At 63.7% G+C, this 20,443-nt stretch carries 21 protein-coding genes; 18 read left to right on the top strand and 3 right to left on the bottom strand.

Annotation, left to right across the window (positions count from 1 at the left end):
* Positions 1 to 59 precede the first annotated feature (59 nt).
* Entirely contained in the window at positions 60 to 356 is a 297-nt protein-coding gene (locus tag NCS03_RS15830) for a YciI-like protein (RefSeq protein WP_008353742.1), read from the top strand.
* A 13-nt stretch (positions 357 to 369) separates the two neighbouring features.
* Here the strand turns inward: NCS03_RS15830 and NCS03_RS15835 are convergent, their stop codons facing one another.
* Positions 370 to 1,362, bottom strand: a complete 993-nt coding sequence (locus NCS03_RS15835) for a LysR family transcriptional regulator (protein WP_033536340.1) — start codon at positions 1,360 to 1,362, stop codon at positions 370 to 372.
* Between the two features lie 187 nt (positions 1,363 to 1,549).
* Entirely contained in the window at positions 1,550 to 2,815 is a 1,266-nt protein-coding gene (locus NCS03_RS15840) for a mechanosensitive ion channel family protein (RefSeq protein ID WP_008353740.1), read from the bottom strand.
* A gap of 218 nt (positions 2,816 to 3,033) precedes the next feature.
* On the opposite strand from NCS03_RS15840, the gene NCS03_RS15845 reads away from it, so the two are divergent.
* From NCS03_RS15845 to NCS03_RS15925, 17 genes are all read left to right on the top strand, one after another.
* Entirely contained in the window at positions 3,034 to 4,008 is a 975-nt protein-coding gene (locus NCS03_RS15845; protein ID WP_033536341.1) for a MurR/RpiR family transcriptional regulator, read from the top strand.
* Positions 4,005 to 4,979, top strand: a complete 975-nt coding sequence (locus NCS03_RS15850; RefSeq protein ID WP_250529374.1) for an isoaspartyl peptidase/L-asparaginase family protein — start codon at positions 4,005 to 4,007, stop codon at positions 4,977 to 4,979. Before NCS03_RS15845 ends, NCS03_RS15850 begins: the two co-directional genes overlap by 4 nt.
* Complete coding sequence (locus tag NCS03_RS15855; RefSeq protein ID WP_008353736.1) at positions 4,976 to 6,868, top strand: dipeptide ABC transporter ATP-binding protein; 1,893 nt, start codon at positions 4,976 to 4,978, stop codon at positions 6,866 to 6,868. Before NCS03_RS15850 ends, NCS03_RS15855 begins: the two co-directional genes overlap by 4 nt.
* Positions 6,869 to 6,917: 49 nt before the next feature.
* Positions 6,918 to 8,468, top strand: a complete 1,551-nt coding sequence (gene gsiB / locus NCS03_RS15860; RefSeq protein ID WP_250529375.1) for a glutathione ABC transporter substrate-binding protein GsiB — start codon at positions 6,918 to 6,920, stop codon at positions 8,466 to 8,468.
* Between the two features lie 46 nt (positions 8,469 to 8,514).
* Positions 8,515 to 9,435 (top strand): glutathione ABC transporter permease GsiC, encoded by a 921-nt coding sequence (gene gsiC / locus NCS03_RS15865; protein WP_008353734.1) that lies wholly within the window; start codon positions 8,515 to 8,517, stop codon positions 9,433 to 9,435.
* A 7-nt stretch (positions 9,436 to 9,442) separates the two neighbouring features.
* Positions 9,443 to 10,333: a glutathione ABC transporter permease GsiD gene (gene gsiD / locus NCS03_RS15870; protein WP_250458904.1), complete on the top strand. Its 891-nt coding sequence runs from the start codon at positions 9,443 to 9,445 to the stop codon at positions 10,331 to 10,333.
* Positions 10,330 to 11,340, top strand: coding sequence for a DmpA family aminopeptidase (locus NCS03_RS15875; RefSeq protein WP_250458906.1), 1,011 nt, complete (start codon positions 10,330 to 10,332; stop codon positions 11,338 to 11,340). The genes gsiD and NCS03_RS15875 overlap by 4 nt, the downstream gene beginning before the upstream one ends.
* Complete coding sequence (locus NCS03_RS15880; protein WP_175979158.1) at positions 11,337 to 12,155, top strand: M55 family metallopeptidase; 819 nt, start codon at positions 11,337 to 11,339, stop codon at positions 12,153 to 12,155. Before NCS03_RS15875 ends, NCS03_RS15880 begins: the two co-directional genes overlap by 4 nt.
* Positions 12,156 to 12,212: 57 nt before the next feature.
* Positions 12,213 to 12,461 (top strand): hypothetical protein, encoded by a 249-nt coding sequence (locus tag NCS03_RS15885; RefSeq protein WP_033536342.1) that lies wholly within the window; start codon positions 12,213 to 12,215, stop codon positions 12,459 to 12,461.
* Between the two features lie 33 nt (positions 12,462 to 12,494).
* Entirely contained in the window at positions 12,495 to 12,872 is a 378-nt protein-coding gene (gene crcB / locus NCS03_RS15890) for a fluoride efflux transporter CrcB (protein ID WP_008353729.1), read from the top strand.
* A gap of 168 nt (positions 12,873 to 13,040) precedes the next feature.
* The gene (locus NCS03_RS15895; RefSeq protein ID WP_008353727.1) at positions 13,041 to 13,520 is read left to right on the top strand and encodes a GNAT family N-acetyltransferase; all 480 of its coding nucleotides are present in this window, start codon (positions 13,041 to 13,043) and stop codon (positions 13,518 to 13,520) included.
* 122 nt (positions 13,521 to 13,642) lie between these two features.
* Entirely contained in the window at positions 13,643 to 15,172 is a 1,530-nt protein-coding gene (hutH, locus tag NCS03_RS15900) for a histidine ammonia-lyase (RefSeq protein WP_250529376.1), read from the top strand.
* The gene (gene hutC, locus NCS03_RS15905; protein ID WP_008353725.1) at positions 15,169 to 15,864 is read left to right on the top strand and encodes a histidine utilization transcriptional repressor HutC; all 696 of its coding nucleotides are present in this window, start codon (positions 15,169 to 15,171) and stop codon (positions 15,862 to 15,864) included. The genes hutH and hutC overlap by 4 nt, the downstream gene beginning before the upstream one ends.
* A gap of 2 nt (positions 15,865 to 15,866) precedes the next feature.
* On the top strand, positions 15,867 to 16,439 hold the full coding sequence (locus NCS03_RS15910) for a HutD/Ves family protein (RefSeq protein WP_250521577.1): 573 nt from the start codon (positions 15,867 to 15,869) through the stop codon (positions 16,437 to 16,439).
* A 31-nt stretch (positions 16,440 to 16,470) separates the two neighbouring features.
* Positions 16,471 to 17,850, top strand: a complete 1,380-nt coding sequence (locus NCS03_RS15915) for a formimidoylglutamate deiminase (protein ID WP_175979160.1) — start codon at positions 16,471 to 16,473, stop codon at positions 17,848 to 17,850.
* 8 nt (positions 17,851 to 17,858) lie between these two features.
* Positions 17,859 to 18,665, top strand: a complete 807-nt coding sequence (gene hutG, locus NCS03_RS15920; protein WP_250502874.1) for an N-formylglutamate deformylase — start codon at positions 17,859 to 17,861, stop codon at positions 18,663 to 18,665.
* Positions 18,666 to 18,983: 318 nt separating this feature from the next.
* Entirely contained in the window at positions 18,984 to 19,307 is a 324-nt protein-coding gene (locus NCS03_RS15925) for a DUF4148 domain-containing protein (protein WP_033536343.1), read from the top strand.
* 185 nt (positions 19,308 to 19,492) lie between these two features.
* Here the strand turns inward: NCS03_RS15925 and NCS03_RS15930 are convergent, their stop codons facing one another.
* Positions 19,493 to 20,215 (bottom strand): TetR/AcrR family transcriptional regulator, encoded by a 723-nt coding sequence (locus tag NCS03_RS15930; protein WP_250440483.1) that lies wholly within the window; start codon positions 20,213 to 20,215, stop codon positions 19,493 to 19,495.
* Positions 20,216 to 20,443 lie beyond the last annotated feature (228 nt).

The raw sequence follows: 20,443 nt of genomic DNA on the forward strand, positions 1-20,443 counted from the left end.
CGGAAATAGGACAAACTAGCTTGATAAATCCGGCACTGTTCGCACCAAAGGAGATGGCGATGCACTATCTGTTGATTTACGAACTTCGGTCTGACTATCTGGAGCGCCGCGCGCAGTTTCGCGATGAACATCTGGCGCTCGCGTGGGCGGCGGTCGAACGGGGCGAAATCGTGCTCGCCGGGGCGCTCGATGCACCCACCGATCGCGCGATGCTGCTGTTTCACAGCGAATCGCCCGCCGCCGCCGAAGATTTCGCGAAGAACGATCCTTACGTGACGAACGGGCTGGTGGAGCGTTGGGAAGTGCGCAAGTGGAACACGGTCGTGGGCGCGAACGCAGCCACGCCCGTGCGATAGCGCGACGCGAAGATCACGCGTCGGCGGTTTCTTCCTCCGGCCGGTCCCGCCGCGAGGAACCGCGCCGCTGCGCCGAGCGATACAGGCTCGTCAACGTATCGTCGATCTGTTGCGAACGCTCGAAGAGCGTCGCGAGCCAGTCGACGAACGCGGATACGCGCGGCGTCGCCTGACGGCTCTTCAGGAACGCCACCGACACCTTGAGCGGCGGCGATTTCCATTGCGGCAGCACTTCGCGCAACTGTCCCGAGCGCAGATAAGGCTGCGCCGCGATCCGCAGCGGCTGAATGAGCCCGAGCCCTTCGACGCCGCACGCGAGGTACGCGTGCTCGTCCGCGACCTGAACGAAACCGCGCATCTTCATCGTGACGGCTTCGCCGTCGACAGCGAAATCGAAATCGGCCGGGCGCCCGCTTTTCTCCGCAAGACAGTTCACCGCGACGTGCTGCGCGAGCTCGTCGAGCGTTTCCGGCGTGCCGTGCTTCTCCAGATACGCGGGACTCGCGCACGTCACCTGTTCGAGCATGCCGAGCCGGCGCGCGATCAATCCGGAATCGGGCAATTCGCCGAGCTGCACGCTGCAATCGACGCCTTCGCCGACGAGATCCACATTGCGATTGCCGATGCCGATCGACAGTTCGATCTGCGGATAGCGCGCGTGGAACTCCGGCAGCGCGGGCACGACGATCGACGTCGCGACGGTATCCGGCATTTCGACGCGCAGCCGTCCGCGCAGGCGCTCTTCGCCCGCGCCGAAACCGGATTCGAGCTCGTCGATATCGGCGAGAATTTGCGCGCAGCGCTCGTAATAAGCGGCGCCGTCGACGGTGAGATTCAGGCGCCGCGTCGTGCGTGCGAGCAATTGCACGCCGACTAGCGCTTCGAGTTGTTGCACGGTCGTCGAAACACTCGCGCGCGGCATGCCGAGCGACTCGGCGGCGCGCGTGAAACTGTTCGTATCGACGACACGCGTAAAGACACGCATGGCATGGACGCGATCGATCACGTTGAGTTTTCCTTTTATGACGATTGAATGGCGATGCGCGAGAAAAAACGACTTCACCGCGGCTGCGAAACCGCGGAAAAAAGGCGCATCGGCGATGGTTGAATCGTACGGACGGGAAGCGTCAACGTGAATACACAAAAATGGCGGATTCTTGCCTGATTCTTTTCGACGGCGAATCCTGCGCGCGTCACAGCATCGGCATTTCGCCGCGCAGGCGGCCCGCGACGCCCGAGAAGTCGCTGCCCGACGGCGCCTGATAAAGCCGCAGGCCCATCTCGGGAAGGATCGAGAGCAGATGATCGAAGACGTCGCCCTGAATGCGCTCGTATTGCGTCCACGCGGTCGTCGCGGTGAAGCAATAAACCTCGACAGGGATGCCGTCCGATTGCGGCTCCATCATTCGCACCATGATCGCCATGTCCTGGCGAATCTCCGGATGGCGCTGCAAAAACGCAAGCCCGTACGCGCGGAACGTGCCGATGTTCGTGAGCCGCCGCCGGTTCGCGGGCTCGTTCGCGAGTTCGCCGAGATTGCGGTTGGTTTGCTCCACCTCGGTCTGCTTCTGTTCCAGATAATCGTGCAGCAGGCGAAAGCGTTTCAGGCGCGCAGTCTCTTCCTCGGTGAGAAAGCGCACGCATTGCGCGTCGATACGCATCGTCCGCTTGATGCGCCGCCCGCCCGATTCGAACATGTGCCGATAGTTGCGATAGCTCTCCGAAAAGAGCTTGTAGGTCGGCACCGTGGTCACGGTGTTGTCCCAGTTCTGCACCTTGACGGTGTGCAGCGCGATGTCCTTCACGAAGCCATCGGCGGCGGCTTGCGGCATTTCGATCCAGTCGCCGATGCGCAGCATGTCGTTCGACGTCAGCTGCGTGCTCGCGACGAGCGACAGCAAGGTGTCCTTGAACACGAGCAGCAGCACGGCCGAGAGCGCGCCGAGACCGGAGAGCATCCAGAGCGGCGAACGGTCGATCAGTATCGACAGGACGAGCACGCCGCATACGAGCGCGAGTCCGAGCTTGCCGATCTGGATGTAGCCTTTGATCGAGCGTGTCTGCGCTTCCTTGCTTTCCGCATAAACGTCCTGCCACGCGGACAGGGCGCTGCCCGCGGCGAAGAACATGCAGATCCACGCGCCGCCGTGCGCGACGCGGCCGATGATCGTCGCCCAGTGACCGATGCGCGGCACTTCGTCGATGCCGAGCGCGACCGTCGCGAACGGCACCGCATACCAGAGCCGGTGATAAGCGCGATGCTTGATGAACGCGCGGTCCCACTTCTGATGCCCCGCGAGCACGAGCAGGCGATGCGCGACATGGAGCACGATGCGGGCCACGACCCATTGCACGAAGAGCGCGATCAGCGCGAGCGCGACGAGACCCGCCACCGTTTGCGCCCACGGATGAATGGCGAGCAGATGCGGCAGCGGATCGGGCAGGAAATCGAAATTCATAGGGATCGTGGAGGACTGAAGACGCGCGATCTTGCATCGCGACGCGCTCCGTATTGTGCATGATCGTGCGCGTTCGAGGCATCGGATGCGGCCGAGTTGCGGGCCGTGGCGCGCCTTATCGAAAACCCGAGTTCGATGAAAATGAATTTTTTTTGGCCGGATTTTCGAGTAAATATACTTTCATCGCGTTCAATCGCCATGAGGGCGCAGCGCATTTCATGTCCCGTTCACTATCGGTCCGTGCGCCGGCGAGCGCCGACGATCTGATCTCCGCGCGCATCGCGGCGGCCATGCCGACGCTCACGCCGATCCATCGGCGCATGGGGGCGTTCGTGCTCGCGAACCTGTTCCGCTCGGCGACGATGCGTATCGACGAGCTGGCGGGCGCGGTGGGCGCGTCGGTGGCGACGGCGAACCGTTTTGCGCGCGCGCTCGGCTTCTCCGGCTATCCCGCGTTTCGCGAGGCGCTCGTGCGCGGCTTCGAGGCGACCATCGCGCCGGTCGAGCGCTTGCGCACCGCGCTCGAATCGCCGGCGAGCGGCGCCGAAGTATTCGATGCATCGCTTGCACAGGCGGCGGCGAATCTGCGTCTCGCGCAAACATCCGTCGATGGCGCGAGGGCCGAAGCGATCGTCGATACGATTCTCGCCGCGCCGCGCGTCTTCGTGATCGGCTACGGCGCGAGCGCGTTTCTCGCCGGCCTGATGGAGCACGGTCTCACGCCGTATTGCGCGAACGTGCAATCGCTCGCGCTGATGGGCGGGCCGTCGCACGCGGCGCGCAGGCTTTTCACGGCTTCGCGCGGCGATGTGCTCGTCGCGATCGCGTTCCCGCGCTATGTCGACGACACCATCACGCTTGCGCGGCTCGCGCGCGATCACGGCTTGCGCGTGGTCGCGTTGACGGACAGCGCCGCGTCGCCGCTCGCGCAGGTCGCCGATCTCGTGCTCGCGATCCGCGCCGAGCGCAGGCTCGCGGCGAATTGCGATACCGCCGTGCTCGCCGTCATCGAAGCGCTGTGCGATGCGGTCGCGCATCGGGCGAAGCGTTCGGTGGAGGCGGCATCGGGATTGACCGAATTCGTGTTGCCGTGGCTCGTCGCCCCGGCGCTCGCCAAAGATGCGCGCGCCGCTCATACGACGCGCCGCACGACCGCGAAACGACACACTCACAGGGAACCGCGCGACTCATGAAGGTCACACCAGTCATTGCGATTCACGGCGGCGCGGGCACGCTCCTGCGCAGCGCGATGAACGCCGAAACGGAAGGGCGCTATCTCGCCGCGCTCACCGACATTCTCAGCGCGGCTCAGCGCGTGCTCGCCGATGGCGGCAGCGCGCTCGACGCCGTCACCGAAGCCGTGCGTCTGCTCGAAGACTGTCCGCTCTTCAACGCGGGGCACGGCGCGGTGTTCACGGCGGCCGGCACGCACGAACTCGACGCCTCCGTGATGGACGGCGCGACGCTCGAAGCGGGCGCGATCAGTTGCGTGACGCGCGTGAAGAACCCGGTGCTCGCCGCGCGCCGCGTGCTCGACGCGAGCGATCACGTCATGTTTACGGGCGCCGGCGCGGAAGCCTTCGCGCAGTCGCAGGGTCTCGAATTCGTCGATCCGTCGTACTTCTACACGGAAGCGCGCTTTCAGCAATGGCAGAAGGCGCGTAGCACGTCCGGCACCATGCTCGATCACGATGCGATGACGAAATTCGCCTTCGGTAACGGCCCGGACGATCCTATCGATCCCGACAAGAAGTTCGGCACGGTCGGCGCGGTCGCGCTCGATTCGAACGGTCATCTCGCGGCGGCGACGTCGACGGGCGGCATCACGAACAAGCAGGCGGGTCGCGTCGGCGATGCGCCCCTGATCGGCGCGGGCTGCTATGCGAACGACGCGACGTGCGCGGTTTCGACCACGGGCACGGGCGAGATGTTCATCCGCATGCTCGCGGCGTATGACGTGTCGGCGCAGATGGAATATCGCGGCGTGTCGCTGGAAGAAGCATCGAACGATGTCGTGATGAACAAGCTGCCGCGCATCGAAGGACGCGGCGGACTCGTCGCCGTCGATGCGAAAGGCAACGTCGTGCTGCCGTTCAACACGGAAGGCATGTATCGCGGATTCGCGCGCGTGGGCGAAGCGCCCGTCACGGCGATCTATCGATGATGACGCTGCCCGAAGCGTGCGTCATCGACGTACACGGCCTGTCCGTGAATTTCCGCTCGCGCTCGCGCACCATCGAAGCGGTGCGCAACATCTCGTTTAGCGTCGACCGCGGCGAGACGCTTGCGATCGTCGGCGAATCGGGCTCGGGCAAGTCGGTCACGTCGCTCGCGCTCATGCGTCTCGTCGAGCATGGCGGCGGACAGATCGTGTCGGGCAGCATCGCGTTTCGCCGGCGCAACGGGCAAGTGCTCGATCTCGCGAAAGCATCGTCGGCGACGATGCGCGGCGTACGCGGCGCGGACATCGCGATGATCTTCCAGGAGCCGATGACATCGCTCAATCCCGTGTTCACGGTCGGCGACCAGATCGCGGAAGCGATCGCGTTGCATCAAGGCAAGAGCCGTTCCGATGCGCGCGCCGAGGCATTGCGTCTGCTCGATCTCGTGCGGATTCCCGAGGCGAGGCGCGTGTTCGCGCGCTATCCGCATCAGTTGTCGGGCGGCATGCGCCAGCGCGTGATGATCGCGATGGCGCTCTCGTGCAAGCCCGCGCTCTTGATCGCCGACGAGCCGACGACCGCGCTCGACGTGACGATCCAGGCGCAGATCCTGCAACTCGTGCGCGGCTTGCAGGACGAGATGAACATGGGCGTGATCTTCATCACGCACGACATGGGCGTGGTCGCGGAAGTGGCCGATCGCGTGCTCGTCATGTATCGCGGCGAGAAGGTGGAAGAGGCGCCATCGGACGCGCTGTTTCATGCGCCGAAGCATCCGTACACGAAAGCGCTGCTCGCCGCCGTGCCGACGCTCGGCGCGATGCGCGGCACCGATCGTCCCGCGAAATTCCCGATCCTCGAAGTCGAGTCCGCCGACATCGCGCCCGACGATGCGAGCGCGTTGCGTCCGTCGGAAGCGGTCGAGAAGGAGAAGCAGCCCGCCGTCGATGAAGCCATTGAACCGATACTGCGCGTGCGCGATCTCGTCACGCGCTTTCCGGTGAAGAGCGGCCTCTTTGGCCGAACGACGGCGGCGGTGCACGCGGTCGAACGCGTGAGCTTCGACTTGCGGCCTGGCGAAACGCTTGCGCTCGTCGGCGAATCGGGTTGCGGCAAATCGACGACGGGACGTTCGCTGCTCAGGCTCGTCGAGAGCCAGAGCGGTTCCATCGAATTCGATGGACGCGATATCAGCAAGCTCGAAGGTCACGCGTTGCAGGCGCTCAGGCGCAATATCCAGTTCATTTTTCAGGACCCGTTCGCGTCGCTCAATCCGCGTCTGACCGTGGGCTTTTCGGTGATGGAACCGCTGCTCGTGCATGGCGTCGCGAGCGGAAGACAAGCACAGGCGCGGGTCGACTGGCTGCTCGACAAAGTGGGCTTGCCGCCAGAAGCCGCGCAACGTTATCCGCATGAATTCTCGGGCGGTCAGAGGCAGCGCATCGCGATTGCGCGCGCGCTCGCGTTGAACCCGAAAGTCGTGATCGCCGATGAATCCGTGTCCGCGCTCGATGTCTCCGTGCGCGCGCAGATCGTCAATCTGATGCTGGATTTGCAGCGCGAACTGGGCGTCGCGTATCTCTTCATTTCGCACGACATGGCGGTCGTGGAGCGCGTGAGTCATCGCGTGGCGGTGATGTATCTCGGGCAGATCGTCGAGATCGGGCCGCGCGCGGCGGTGTTCGAAGCGCCGCGTCATCCGTACACGCGCAAGCTGATGAGCGCGGTGCCGGTCGCCGATCCGTCGCGTCGGCACGCGAAGCGCATGCTCGCCGCCGACGAGATTCCAAGCCCGATCCGCAAGCTCGGCGATGAGCCGATCGTCGCAAAACTGGTTGCTGTCGGACCTGATCACTTTGTCGCCGAGCATCACGTTGGCGGCGCTTACTAAAAGCAATTCGAAGAGCACCTCGAAAAGCACTTCAACAAGGAGTCCAACGATGCCGTCCTTCAAATTGCGCGCGATGCTCGCAGCAAGCGCGTTCGCCACATTGACCGTTCTCGCGCCGGTCGCTGCGCACGCGCAAAGCACCGCCGTGATGGCCGTCGCCTCGACCTTCACGACGATGGATCCGTACGACGCCAACGACACGCTCTCGCAAGCCGTGGCGAAGTCGTTCTACGAAGGCTTGTTCGGTTTCGACAAGGACATGAAGATTCGCAACGTGCTCGCGACGAGCTACGAGGCGAGCCCCGACGCGAAGGTGTACACGATCCGTCTGCGCAAGGACGTGAAGTTCCAGGACGGCACCGACTTCAACGCCGATGCGGTGAAGGCCGTCTTCGACCGCGTGACGAATCCGGACAACAAGCTGAAGCGCTACAACCTCTTCAACAAGATCGAGAAGACCGAAGTGGTCGATCCGTACACGGTGAAGATCACGCTGAAGATTCCGTTCTCGGCGTTCATCAACGTGCTCGCGCACCCGTCGGCGGTGATGATCTCGCCGACCGCGCTGCAGAAATACGGCAAGGACATCGCGTTTCATCCGGTCGGCACGGGGCCGTTCGAATTCGTCGAATGGAAGCAGACCGACGACCTGAAAGTGAAGAAGTTCGCGGGCTACTGGCGCAAGGGATTGCCGAAGATCGACATGATCGACTGGAAGCCCGTGGTCGATAACAACACGCGCGCCGCGCTCATGCAAACGGGCGAAGCGGACTTCGCGTTCTCGATTCCGTTCGAGCAGGCCGCGACGCTCAAGTCGAGTCCGAAGGTCGATCTGATCGCGGCGCCTTCGATCATTCAGCGCTACGTCAGCATGAATACGCTGCAGAAGCCCTTCGACAATCCGAAGGTGCGCGAGGCGATGAACTACGCGATCAACAAGGAAGCGCTCGTCAAGGTCGCGTTCGCGGGTTATGCCGTGCCGTCCGAAGGCGTCGTGCCGCCGGGCGTCGACTACGCGACGCCGAAGCTCGGACCGTGGAAATACGATCCCGCGAAGGCGCGCGAGCTGTTGAAGGAAGCCGGTTATCCGAACGGCTTCGAAACCGTGTTGTGGTCCGGCTATAACCACACGACCGCGCAGAAGATCATCCAGTTCGTGCAGCAGCAACTCGCGCAAGTGGGCGTGAAGGCATCGGTCGAAGCGCTCGAAGCGGGGCAGCGCGTGCAGCGCATCGAGAGCGCGCCCGATCCGAAGACCGCGCCGGTACGCATGCTCTACATCGGCTGGTCGTCGTCGACGGGCGAAGCGGACTGGGCGATCTCGCCGCTCCTAAGCGGCGGCTCGTTCCCGCCGAAGCTCTTCAACACGGCGTACTACAAGAACGATCAAGTCGATGACGATCTGCAAAAAGCGCTCGCGACGACCGATCGCAACGAGAAAGCGAAGCTCTACGCCGATGCGCAAAAACGCATCTGGGCCGACGCACCGTGGATCTTCCTCGTCACGGAAAAGGTCGTGTATGCGCGCAGCAAGCGTCTGTCGGGCGCATACGTAATGCCGGACGGCTCGTTCAACTTCGACGAAATCGCAATCAAGTGATGGACGACGGCCGGGCTTCATCGCCCGGCCTTATCTGACGAACACGATGCTCAACTTCATCGCCAAACGCCTGTTCGGATTGCTGCCGACACTCTTCATCGTCGCAGTGCTGGTGTTCTTCTTCGTGCACATGCTGCCGGGCGATCCCGCGCGTCTCGCAGCAGGCGCGGAAGCCGACGAAGCCACGGTCGCGCTCGTGCGCGCCGATCTCGGCCTCGACAAGCCGCTGCCGCAACAGCTCGTGAGCTTCTTCGGCAAGGTCGTGCATTTCGATTTCGGCATGTCCACGCGCAGCAAGCGGCCCGTGTCGACGGAAATTGCCGAGCGCTTCATGCCGACCTTGTGGCTCACGCTCGCGAGCATGGTATGGGCCGTGATCTTCGGCATGACCATCGGCATCGTGTCGGCGGTGTGGCGCAATCGCTGGCCCGATCGACTGGGCATGACGCTCGCGGTGTCGGGCATCTCGTTTCCGGCCTTCGCGCTCGGCATGCTGCTGATGGAAATCTTCTCGGTGAAGCTCGGCTGGCTGCCCATCGTCGATGACGGAACGTGGAAAGGCTACGTGCTGCCATCGATCACGCTGGGCGCGGCGGTGGCCGCCGTCATGGCGCGCTTCACGCGCGCGTCGTTCGTCGAAGTGCTCGGCGAGGACTTCGTGCGCACCGCGCGCGCAAAGGGCGTGCATGAGCCGATGGTCATCGTGAAGCACTGCCTGCGCAACGCGATGATTCCCGTCGTCACGATGATGGGCCTGCAATTCGGCTTTCTGCTCGGCGGCTCGATCGTCGTCGAGAAGGTGTTCAACTGGCCGGGCCTTGGCCGCCTGCTCGTCGATGCCGTCGAGATGCGCGACTATCCCGTGATTCAGGCAGAGGTGCTGCTGTTCTCGCTGGAGTTCATCGTGATCAATCTGATCGTGGACGTGCTGTACGCGATCATCAATCCGACCATTCGCTTCAAGTGAGGACGCGATGAGCGTGACAGCCGAAAGCGCGGCAACCGCGCTGCAAGAGATCCGCACGCCGTGGACCGAGTTCTGGCGCAAGTTCAGGCGGCAACACATCGCGATGATCGCGGCCGTGTTCGTGCTGCTGCTGATCGTGATCGCGATCATCGCGCCGTACATCGCGCCGTATGACCCGGAAAACTACTTCGACTACGACGCCCTCAACGCCGGTCCTTCGGCTGCGCACTGGTTCGGCGTCGATGCTCTGGGCCGCGACATTCTGAGCCGCATACTCGTCGGCAGCCGCATATCGTTGACGGCGGGATTGCTCTCGGTCGTGCTCGGCGCGGTGATCGGCACGTTCTTCGGCTTGCTCGCGGGCTACTACGAAGGATGGTGGGACCGCATCGTGATGCGTATCGCGGACGTGCTCTTCGCGTTTCCCGGCATTCTGCTCGCGATCGGCGTCGTCGCGATTCTCGGTAACGGCATGGTGAATGTCGTGTGCGCGGTCGCGATCTTCAGCATTCCCGCGTTCGCGCGGCTCGTGCGCGGCAATACGCTCGCGCTGAAGCATCTCACGTATATCGAGGCGGCCAAGAGCATCGGCGCCTCGGACTGGACGATACTCGCGCGGCACATTCTGCCCGGCACGATTTCATCGGTGGTCGTGTACTTCACGATGCGGATCGGCACGTCGATCATCACGGCCGCGAGCCTGTCGTTTCTCGGACTCGGCGCGCAGCCGCCGACGCCCGAGTGGGGCGCGATGCTCAACGAAGCGCGCGCCGACATGGCGATGGCGCCGCATGTCGCCATCTTCCCGAGTCTCGCGATCTTCTTCACGGTGCTCGCGTTCAATCTGCTCGGCGACGGCCTGCGCGACGCGCTCGATCCGAAGCTCGACCGGCCATGATGCACATCGGCTCGCTCGTCGCGGGGCCGCGCGGCACGATCGCGGATGTCGCGGGCGTGACGGTCGGTCATTGCACGCTTGCGCAAGGCGCGGTGCAGACCGGCGTCACGGTGATTCGTCCGCATGACGGCGACGTGTATCGCGACAAGGTGCCCGCTGCGGCGTGCGTCATCAACGGGTTCGGCAAGAGCGTCGGGCTCGTTCAGGTCGACGAGCTTGGCGTGATCGAAACGCCGATCGCGCTGACCAACACGTTCGGCGTCGGCACGCTCGCCAATGCGCAGATTCGCGCGGCCATTGCTGCGAATCCGCGCATCGGACGCGAAGACCCGAGCGTGAATCCGCTCGTGTTCGAATGCAACGATGGCTATCTCAACGACATGCAGGCGCTCGCGATTCACGAAGCGCACTACACGAGCGCACTCGATGCGTGCAGTGTCGAGTTCGAGCGCGGCGCGGTCGGCGCCGGGCGGGGCATGTCGTGCTTCGAACTGAAGGGCGGCATGGGTTCGGCTTCGCGTGTGGTGCATATCGGCGGCGACGCTTATACGACGGGCGCGCTCGTGCTCGCCAATTTCGGCAAGCTGCAGCAATTGATTGTCGAAGGCGAAGCGCTCGGTCGCAAACTTCAATCGAGCATCGATGAGAAGCCCGAGCAAGGATCGATCATCATGTTGATCGCCACCGATGCGCCGCTCGATGCACGTCAGTTGCGCCGTCTCGCGATGCGCGCCGCCGCCGGTCTCGCACGCACCGGATCGGTCTTCGGACACGGCAGCGGCGACATCTCGCTCGCCTTCACGACCGCGTACACCGTGCCGCACGATGCAGACTTCATCGCGATGCCGCCGCTCATCAACGACGCGCGTCTCGATCCGCTGTTTCAAGCCGCCGCCGATGCCACCGAACAGGCGATCCTCGATGCGCTTTACAGCGCGGAAACGGTCGCCGGGCGCAACGGTCATCGGCGCATCTCACTCAAGGACGCATTGAGAACACGACCATGAAAGTGCTGATCTCGGTGGATATCGAAGGCATCGCGGGCGTGTTTCATCCGGAGCAGACGCGCGCCGGCAACACGGAATACGAACAGGCGCGCCGCTGGATGTCGCGCGAAGCCGATGCGGCCGCGCAAGGTGCATTCGATGGCGGCGCGACGCAAGTCTGGATCAACGATTCACATGGGGGCTTTCGCAATCTGTTGCCCGATCTCATCGATCAACGCGCGCGGCTCGTGCTCGGCAAGCCGCGCACGCTCGGCATGATGGCGGGACTGGAAGCATCGCCGGAAATCGTGTTCATGATTGGCTATCACGCGCGCGCGCAAAGCCGCGGCATTCTCGCGCATACGATCAACAGCGCGGCCTTTGCGCGCGTCATGCTCGACGGCGAGGAAGTGGGCGAGGCCGGACTCTATGGGCGGCTTGCCGAGGAACGCGGCGCACGCGTCGCGCTGCTGACCGGCGACGACGTGTTCGGCGCCGAAACGCTGCCCGCATTCCCAGGCGCGCGCTTTCTCTGCGTGAAGACGGCGCACGGCTATTCGAGCGGTGTCACCGAAACGCCCGCCGCAGCGTGCGAGGCGATCCGGCTCGCCGCGCGCGAAACGATCGAAACGTCTTCCGGACATGCCCGCCGTCCGGCGATCACGGAACACCGCTGCGAGTTGCGCGCGCAAACGAGCGCATTCGCCGATCTCTTCTGCCAATGGCCGACGCTCGAACGCATCGATGCCGTGACGCTCGCTTTCGATGCGCCTTCGATGGAGCATGTCGTGCGGATACTCAATTGCCTTTCGGCAATGTCTTTCATGATACGGTGAGTGGTTGAACCAGGCGCTTCGAGTATCGTTAGAATGGCGTCTTTCGCGAGACCGCTCATGGTTTCGACTTGCTTGCAGACGACGCTCATGCATACCGTGAAGCTTGAACATAACGACGACGAAGTCCTCGATCCCGCCGATCCGCAACTTGTCGTGCGCGGCTCGCTCTTCATCGACGGTCACGATGCCGGTTGCTGGGAAGAGCGGCGCGACGGCACATGGGCGGCGCATGTGCGGCACAAGGGCGGCTGGATCGTCGAGACGAGCCGTGGCGCGCTGATCGAGCGGCTCGCCCGCGGGGCATAACGCAGTTTTCTTCGAACTGATTTAACACATTTCATGTATCTGTCGATCATCGCCGTGGGGCTCGGCGGCGGGCTGGGTTCGTTGCTCAGATGGGTCCTCGGCTTGCGCCTGAATGCGATTTTTCCGAATCTGCCGCTCGGCACCTTTGCGGCGAACGTCATTGCGGGCTACATCATCGGCGTCGCAGTCGCTTTTTTCGCGCGCTTTCCCGATATTTCGGTGGAATGGCGCCTGTTCATCATCACCGGATTGATGGGCGGCCTGTCCACGTTTTCCACGTTCTCGGCCGAAGTGGTCGCGCATCTGCAGCAAGGGCGGCTCGGCTGGGCGCTCGGGGAGATCGCGATTCACGTTGGCGCGTCGCTCGTGATGACCGCGCTCGGCATCGCGACGGTGGCCGTCGCTTCCTGAAGGACCCGATCGGCGGCGCGGCATCGGCATCCGTCTTTTTATCGATTTGAACGTTTGCGCGCGCCGATTCCACTCATTCCCGTAAAGTTTTTTTTCCCGCGTTTTGAACGCTAGACCCTCGCTGCTTCGGCAGCGGTTTTTTCTTTTGACAGTAACGAAGGTGATGAAATGCCAGGCCTGCCGCTCATCGAAGTCAGACCGTATCGTGCGAGCGATCTCGACGGTGTAATCGATCTGTTCCAACGCGCCGTTCGCGAAACGGCATCGGCCGACTATAACGAAGCGCAGATCGCAGCCTGGTCGCAAGCCGATCGCGACGAATGGGAACTCGCGCGCTTGAGCCGCCCGACTTGGGTCGGACTTGTCGACGGCGAACTCGCGGGCTTCGCCGATCTCGAGAAGAACGGTCTCATCGACATGATGTTCGTCGATCCGATACATCAGCGCAAAAGCGTGGCGACGTCGCTGCTCGCGCGCATCGAGGCCGAAGCGGAGGTGCTCGGCCTGACGACGCTGCATACCTATTCGAGCGTCACGGGGCGGCCTTTCTTCGAATATTGCGGTTTCACGATGCTGCTGGCGCGCGCCGTCGTCGTGCGGCAGCAGCGCTTTGTCCAGTTCGTGATGGAGAAAGTGCTGGATCTGTGAAATCTGTATAGACAACACGCGTCGATCTTCCGGGGCGAGCCTAGTGAAATCCCGGATAACCCCTTGTTTCGTCCTTTCTGCGCGATTAGACTTGAGTCTAACTTGTATAGACAGGACGAACCATGATCACGCTTACGCCCGGAAAACTGACGCTGCCGCAACTGCGCCTCATCGCGCGAGGCTCGGACCCGCTTCTGCTCGATCCGGCCAGCTTCGACGCGATCGATGCCAGCGCGCGCGCAGTCGCCGCGATCGCCGCGAAGGGCGATCCGGCTTACGGCATCAATACGGGCTTCGGGCGGCTCGCCAATACGCACATTCCGGCCGATCAGCTGGAACTGCTGCAAAAGAATCTCGTGCTGTCGCATGCGGTGGGCGTGGGCGAGCCGATGTCGCGTCCGGTCGTGCGGCTTTTGATGGCGCTCAAGCTGTCGAGTCTCGGGCGCGGCCATTCGGGCATCCGCCGCGAAGTCATCGACGCGCTCATCACGCTCTTCAACGCCGACGTCCTGCCGATCATCCCGATCAAGGGTTCGGTCGGCGCATCGGGCGACCTCGCGCCGCTCGCGCATATGTCGACGGTGCTGCTCGGCATCGGCGAAGTCACGATTCGCGGTGAGCGCGCCAGTGCGCTCGACGGTCTGGCGGTCGCGGGCCTCAAGCCGCTCACGCTGCAGGCGAAGGAAGGTCTCGCGCTGCTGAACGGCACGCAGGCGTCGGCGGCGCTCGCGCTTTACAACCTTTTCGCGATCGAAGATCTGTTCCGCACCGCGCTCGTCGCGGGCGCGCTGTCCGTCGATGCAGCCGCCGGCTCGGTCGTTCCGTTCGATGCGCGCATCCATGAACTGCGCGGTCATCGCGGGCAGATGGAAGCCGCATCGGCGTATCGCACGCTGCTGAAGGGCTCCGGCATCAATCTGTCGCACGCGGATTGCGACAAGGTGCAGGACCCGTACAGCCTGCGCTGCCAGCCGCAGGTGATGGGCGCGTGCCTCGACCAGATGCGCCACGCGGCGGATGTCCTGCTGATCGAATCGAACGCCGTCTCCGACAACCCGCTGATCTTCCCCGATACGGGCGAAGTGCTCTCGGGCGGCAACTTCCACGCCGAGCCGGTCGCATTCGCCGCCGACAATCTCGCGCTCGCCGCAGCCGAAATCGGCGCGCTCGCGGAACGCCGCATCGCGCTTTTGATCGACGCGACGCTCTCGGGCCTGCCGCCGTTCCTGGTGCGCGATGGCGGCGTCAACTCCGGCTTCATGATCGCGCACGTGACGGCGGCCGCGCTCGCATCGGAGAACAAGACGCTCGCGCATCCGGCGTCGGTCGATTCGCTGCCGACGTCCGCGAATCAGGAAGACCACGTCTCGATGGCGACGTTCGCCGCGCGCAAGCTCGGCGACATCGCCAGCAACACCGCGAACATCCTCGCGATCGAACTGCTCGCGGCGGCGCAAGGCGTCGATCTGCGCGCGCCGCATCAGACGAGCGCGCCGCTCGCCGAAGTGATCAAGACGCTGCGCGCGCACGTGCCGCACTACGACCTCGACCATTACTTCGCGCCCGACATCGCCGCGATCGCGACGCTCGTGCAGCAAGGCGCGATCGCGCGGCACAGCCCGTTCTCGTTCGCGTCGGAACAAGCTGAATGAGCACGCCCGCGTATCAGGAGATCAAGGACTACATTCTCCAGCGCATTCATATCGGCGAGTGGAAGGAGGGCGACCAGGTGCCTTCCGAAAACGAGCTTGCGCGCGAATTCAAGGTCGCGCGCATGACCGTGAACCGCGCGCTGCGCGAACTGACCGCCGAACAGGTGCTGACGCGCGTGCAAGGCGCGGGCACCTTCGTCGCGCAGCCGAAATACGCGTCGACGCTCGTCGAGATTCGCAGCATTTCGGATGAAATCGTCGCGCGCGGTCACACGTATCGCGCGCAGGTGCTGCATTTGGGCGCGTCGATCGTCGATGAAGCGCTCGCCGCCGAAATGCATCTCGCGCTCGGCAGCCCGGTGTTTCATTCGCGCGTGCTGCATTTCGAAAACGACGAGCCGGTACAGATGGAAGAACGTTACGTGAATCCCGCGCTGGCGCCGGAATACGCGCGCCAGGATTTCACGACGATCACGCCGAACCAGTATCTGATGACCGCCGCGCCGCTGCAGCGCGTCGAGTATCGGATCGAGGCATCGGTGCCGTCGGCGGAAATTCGGCTCGCGCTCGCGATGGCCGAGCACGAGCCGTGTCTGCTGCTGCATCGGCGCACGTGGTCGCGCGATGCGGTGGCGTCGGTTGCGAATCTCTGGCATCCCGGCGACCGCTACCAATTCACCGGACACTTCTGAACGTGACGATCATTCGTGCCGATTCGCTGACGCCCACGCCGTGGAAGAACGGCGGCGGCATCACGCGCGAGATCGCGGCGGGGCCGCAGGGCGTGTCGCTCGATGCGTTCGCGTGGCGTCTGTCGCTCGCCGACGTCGCATCCGACGGTGCGTTCTCGAAGTTCGAGGGCGTCGATCGCGTGCTCGTGCTGCTCGACGGCGCGGGCATGCGTCTGACGGAAGCGCACGGCAACGTGCATGTTCTCGATGCGCCGCTCGCAATCGCGCGCTTTGCCGGCGAGACGCCGATTCACGCCACGCTCCTCGCCGGCCCGACGCGCGATTTCAACGTGATGGTGCGCCGCGATCGCGCGCGCGCAACGGTGAACGCCGGGCGCGCGTCATGCTCGCTCGCGTTCGAACACGACGTGACGTTTCTGTTCTGCGTGCAAGGGCGGCTCGACATCAAGTTCGCCGACGACACATGCCATACGCTCGAAGCAGGCGACACCTCGCGCATCGATGGCGCGAGCGCGCTCGAATGCGCGGTTCAGGATGGCGCATCGTGGCTGCATATCGGCATCGACATGATGTAGACGCGCATCGACATAACAACGGAGACAAGCGATGAACGCATTCTTCGCGGAGCACGCGCGCCTCGCCGATGGCTGGCGTCGCGACGTGCTGCTCGAATGGGACGACGCCGGCACGCTCGTGCGCGTCACGCCGGACAGCGCGGCGCCCGCGGGCGTCGAGCGCGCGAAAGGACCGATCCTGCCCGGCATGCCGAACCTGCACTCGCACGCGTTCCAGCGTGCGATGGCGGGCCTCACCGAGTATCGCGCGAGCGTCGCCGATACGTTCTGGAGCTGGCGCGATCTCATGTATCGCTTCGCCGCGCGGATCGGCCCGGAATCGATCGCGGATATCGCGCACTGGCTTTACATCGAGATGCTGAAGGCGGGCTACACGTCGGTGTGCGAGTTTCACTACGTGCATCACGCGCCCGATGGCGCGCCGTACGCGAATCGCGCGGAACTCGCGGAGCGCGTCGTCGATGCGGCGGAGCGCGCGGGCATCGGCATGACGATGCTGCCGGTGCTCTACGAATACAGCGGCTTCGGCAAGAGCGCGCCGCGCGACGATCAGCGGCGCTTTCTCAATACGCCCGATTCGCTGCTCGGGCTCATCGACGCCCTCGCGCGCTCGCGGCCCGAAAACGGCGCGCGGCGTTACGGCGTCGCGCCGCATTCGTTGCGCGCGGTGTCGGGCGAATCGCTCGCGGCGCTCATCGAGGGAATCGATGCGCGTTTTGAGCGCGCGCCGGTGCATATCCATATCGCCGAACAGATGGCCGAAGTGGACGCCTGCGTCGCGGCTACGGGGCATCGTCCGGTGGACTGGCTGCTCGAACATTTCAACGTCGATGAGCGCTGGTGCCTCGTGCACGCGACGCACGTCGATGCCCACGAATGCGCGCGTCTCGCGGCGAGCGGCGCGGTCGCGGGTCTGTGTCTCACGACCGAAGCGAATCTCGGCGACGGCGTGTTCCCGTCGCGCGATTATCTCGACGCGGGCGGGCGCATCGGCGTCGGGTCGGACAGTCATGTCGGCGTCGACTGGCGCTCGGAGCTGCGTCTGCTGGAATACGGGCAGCGCCTTTGCCGCCAGCAACGCAACGTGCTGGCGTCGCCGACGCAAAGCCGTCCGGCCGATCGTCTTTTCGATGCCGCGCTCGATGGCGGCGCGCACGCGACGGGACGCGCTGTCGGTGCGCTCGCGCAAGGCTTGCGCGCCGACTGGCTCGTGCTCGACGACGCGCATCCGGGCATCGGCGGACATGCGAGCGACGCGTGGATGTCGAGCGCGGTGTTTTGCGAGCATGGCGAGACGCCGATCCGCGATGTCTTCGTCTCCGGCCGCAAGGTGATCAACGCGCGCCGTCACGCCGACGAAGACGAAGCGCTCGCGCGTTATCGCGCCGCCTTGCGCGGCTTGCTGGATTGAGGTCTCACATGAACGGCTCTTCGATCTTCACGCTGGAACGCGGCAACGCGCCGCTCCTGATTTCGATTCCGCACCGCGGCACGCAGATTCCCTGCGCCCTCGCCGACGAGATGACGCCCGTCGCCAAGCTCACCGAGGATTGCGATTGGCATCTCGAACGCCTCTATGCGTTTGCGCGCGATCTGGGCGCATCGATCCTGACGCCGCACTACGCGCGCTATGTCGTCGATCTGAACCGCCCGCCCGACGACGCGAATCTCTATCCCGGCCGCGACACGACGGGGCTCTGTCCGGTCGATACCTTCGACAAGGCGCCGCTCTACAAGCCGGGCCACGAGCCGTCGCGCGATCAGATCGATGCGCGCCGCGCGATGTACTGGCAGCCGTATCACGATGCGCTCGCCGGCGAGCTCGATGCGCTGCGGCGGACGCACGGCCGCGTGCTGCTATGGGAAGCGCATTCGATCCGCTCGGTCGTGCCGCGCTTTTTCGATGGCCGCCTGACCGATTTCAACTTCGGCACGGCGGATGGCGCGTCGGCGGCGCCGGGGCTGGCGGAACGGCTTGCGAGCATCGTCGAGCGCGACGGCCGGTACACGACGGTGGCCAACGGGCGCTTCAAGGGCGGCTATATCACCCGGCGTTACGGGCGGCCCGAAGAGGGCGTTCACGCGGTTCAACTGGAGCTTACGCAGGTCAGCTACATGGAAGAAACGCCGCCATTCGCTTACGACGAAGCCAAGGCGAACGCGATCGAACCGCTGTTGCGCGAGCTCGTATCGGCCGCGCTTGCCTATGTGACCGCGGCTTTCTGACTGTCAGCCGGATGACGAATTGCTGGCGTCGGCGTAATGGCCGGATTCGCAGCGATCTCGCGTGCGCCCGGCGGACGTGAAAATTACGCTGGAAAAACAGTAACTTAAGCAGGGTCCGCCACGCGATCCCGCGCACGCCGCGCAACACGGAGCGAAACGCATTGTTGCGGTCCGGACAATTATGTTTCCTTGAAATTGGGGTTTCCCCTAAGTCCGCGGCCTCCTACACTGTCTTCAAGCGAAACGAAATCAGAAAACGCTTAAAAAGCTTCCGATTCGGTTTCGATTTCAAAACAAGACTACTGGAGGTTCATCATGATCAAGGCATTCGTTCCCGCACTCGTCGTCGCTGCTGCTTTGGCTGCCCCGACTTTCGCTTCGGCACAAAGCAATGCGCCGGTGACTCGCGCTCAAGTCCGCGCTGAACTGGTTCAACTGGAAAAGGCTGGCTACAACCCGTCGGAAGACCGCGTGAACTATCCGCAGAATCTGCAGGCCGCTCAAGCACGCGTGAACGCTGAAAATGGCGCGAACGCTTATGGTCCTTCGACCGCTGGCACTTCGCAATCGGGCGTAGCTGCTCCGGCCGCACGCGCCAACGTGTCGATGTCGGATCGCAACTCGGTCTACTTCGGTCACTAATCGAAGGTTGATGCAGCAGGGCAGTAGATGTGGTGAGCAGTAGCGGTTGAAGTAGCAGCAAGCATCAGAAAGTGCAGTACTTGCGAGAATGCAGTAGTAGTGCGTAGTAAAGCAGTACAGCAGCAAGAAGCAAGAAGCAAGAAGCAAGCAGTGAACGCCGGCCGCCATCGAGCGGCCGGCGTTTTTTATTGCGCGTCGTCTTTCTCTTCGATGCGCGGCGACACCGCCCCGCACGCGCGAATCACGAGTCGCACGACTTCTTCCGTCTGTTCATCGAAGGCCTTGCGTGTGAGCGCGCGCTTGCCTTTCAACGCGCGTATCTGCGCATCGAAGTCGGCATAGTGCTGCGTGATCGCCCAGATCATGAACATGAACGTGTCCGGCTCGACCGGCGCGAGCAAGCCGCGCGCGATCCAGCTTTCGATGACGATGACGCGTGTATCGAGCCAGGGCTTCACGCGTTCGTTGAGAATGTCCTGCATGTGATGCGCGCCGTGGATGATCTCGCTCGCCCACACCTTCGAGCCGAGCGGCCTGCGTCGCGACAGGTCCATCTTTGCGCGCACATAGCCGCCGATCGCTTCCACGGGATCGTCGCTGCATTCAAAGGTATCCGCCGCGCGATGCCAGTCCTCGAACAGATCTTCGAGCACGCGCCGATAAAGCGCGAGCTTTGTCGGAAAGTAGTAATGCAGGTTGGCCTTCGGCAAGCCGGCGCGTTCGGCGATCATCGCCGTGCTCGCGCCTTCGAGTCCTTTCTCCGCGAACACTTCCTCGGCGCAAGCGAGAAGCTGCGCTTCGTTGCTCTCGCGGATTTGCGCCTTGCTACGCCGTGAAGGCGGCGCAGTGTCTTCGTTTCCGGCGATGCCGTTCGCCGCGTCGTCGTATCTCATCGTCGAGTTCTTCATCGTCGAATTCTTGGGCCGTGTGCCGCATCGTGCCTGATTCGCGTCATTCGTGCCATTCGCATGTTTGGCGCTGCATCGCGTCGAAAAAGCCATTGCACCCAATAGCTGCCGATGCTGCATCGCAATGGCACGCTTATCGCTTTATTTGCTCGGTGTTTGCCCGCACACGAAAGACGTTGATTTGCTTATTTTAATCGGCTACAACCTGTCCAACTGGACAGGATTGAA

Source organism: Caballeronia sp. ATUFL_F1_KS4A (assembly GCF_023630905.1).
In the GTDB taxonomy this organism is placed as follows: Bacteria; Pseudomonadota; Gammaproteobacteria; order Burkholderiales; family Burkholderiaceae; genus Caballeronia; species Caballeronia zhejiangensis.

Excerpts from the sequence above, each read along its gene's own strand:
- NCS03_RS15830 (WP_008353742.1), top strand. The coding sequence starts at position 60 with ATGCACTATCTGTTGATTTACGAACTTCGGTCTGACTATCTGGAGCGC.
- NCS03_RS15840 (WP_008353740.1), bottom strand. The coding sequence starts at position 2,815 with ATGAATTTCGATTTCCTGCCCGATCCGCTGCCGCATCTGCTCGCCATT.
- NCS03_RS15845 (WP_033536341.1), top strand. The coding sequence starts at position 3,034 with ATGTCCCGTTCACTATCGGTCCGTGCGCCGGCGAGCGCCGACGATCTG.
- NCS03_RS15850 (WP_250529374.1), top strand. The coding sequence starts at position 4,005 with ATGAAGGTCACACCAGTCATTGCGATTCACGGCGGCGCGGGCACGCTC.
- NCS03_RS15855 (WP_008353736.1), top strand. The coding sequence starts at position 4,976 with ATGATGACGCTGCCCGAAGCGTGCGTCATCGACGTACACGGCCTGTCC.
- gsiB (WP_250529375.1), top strand. The coding sequence starts at position 6,918 with ATGCCGTCCTTCAAATTGCGCGCGATGCTCGCAGCAAGCGCGTTCGCC.
- gsiC (WP_008353734.1), top strand. The coding sequence starts at position 8,515 with ATGCTCAACTTCATCGCCAAACGCCTGTTCGGATTGCTGCCGACACTC.
- gsiD (WP_250458904.1), top strand. The coding sequence starts at position 9,443 with ATGAGCGTGACAGCCGAAAGCGCGGCAACCGCGCTGCAAGAGATCCGC.
- NCS03_RS15875 (WP_250458906.1), top strand. The coding sequence starts at position 10,330 with ATGATGCACATCGGCTCGCTCGTCGCGGGGCCGCGCGGCACGATCGCG.
- NCS03_RS15880 (WP_175979158.1), top strand. The coding sequence starts at position 11,337 with ATGAAAGTGCTGATCTCGGTGGATATCGAAGGCATCGCGGGCGTGTTT.
- NCS03_RS15885 (WP_033536342.1), top strand. The coding sequence starts at position 12,213 with ATGGTTTCGACTTGCTTGCAGACGACGCTCATGCATACCGTGAAGCTT.
- crcB (WP_008353729.1), top strand. The coding sequence starts at position 12,495 with ATGTATCTGTCGATCATCGCCGTGGGGCTCGGCGGCGGGCTGGGTTCG.
- NCS03_RS15895 (WP_008353727.1), top strand. The coding sequence starts at position 13,041 with ATGCCAGGCCTGCCGCTCATCGAAGTCAGACCGTATCGTGCGAGCGAT.
- hutH (WP_250529376.1), top strand. The coding sequence starts at position 13,643 with ATGATCACGCTTACGCCCGGAAAACTGACGCTGCCGCAACTGCGCCTC.
- hutC (WP_008353725.1), top strand. The coding sequence starts at position 15,169 with ATGAGCACGCCCGCGTATCAGGAGATCAAGGACTACATTCTCCAGCGC.
- NCS03_RS15915 (WP_175979160.1), top strand. The coding sequence starts at position 16,471 with ATGAACGCATTCTTCGCGGAGCACGCGCGCCTCGCCGATGGCTGGCGT.
- hutG (WP_250502874.1), top strand. The coding sequence starts at position 17,859 with ATGAACGGCTCTTCGATCTTCACGCTGGAACGCGGCAACGCGCCGCTC.
- NCS03_RS15930 (WP_250440483.1), bottom strand. The coding sequence starts at position 20,215 with ATGAAGAACTCGACGATGAGATACGACGACGCGGCGAACGGCATCGCC.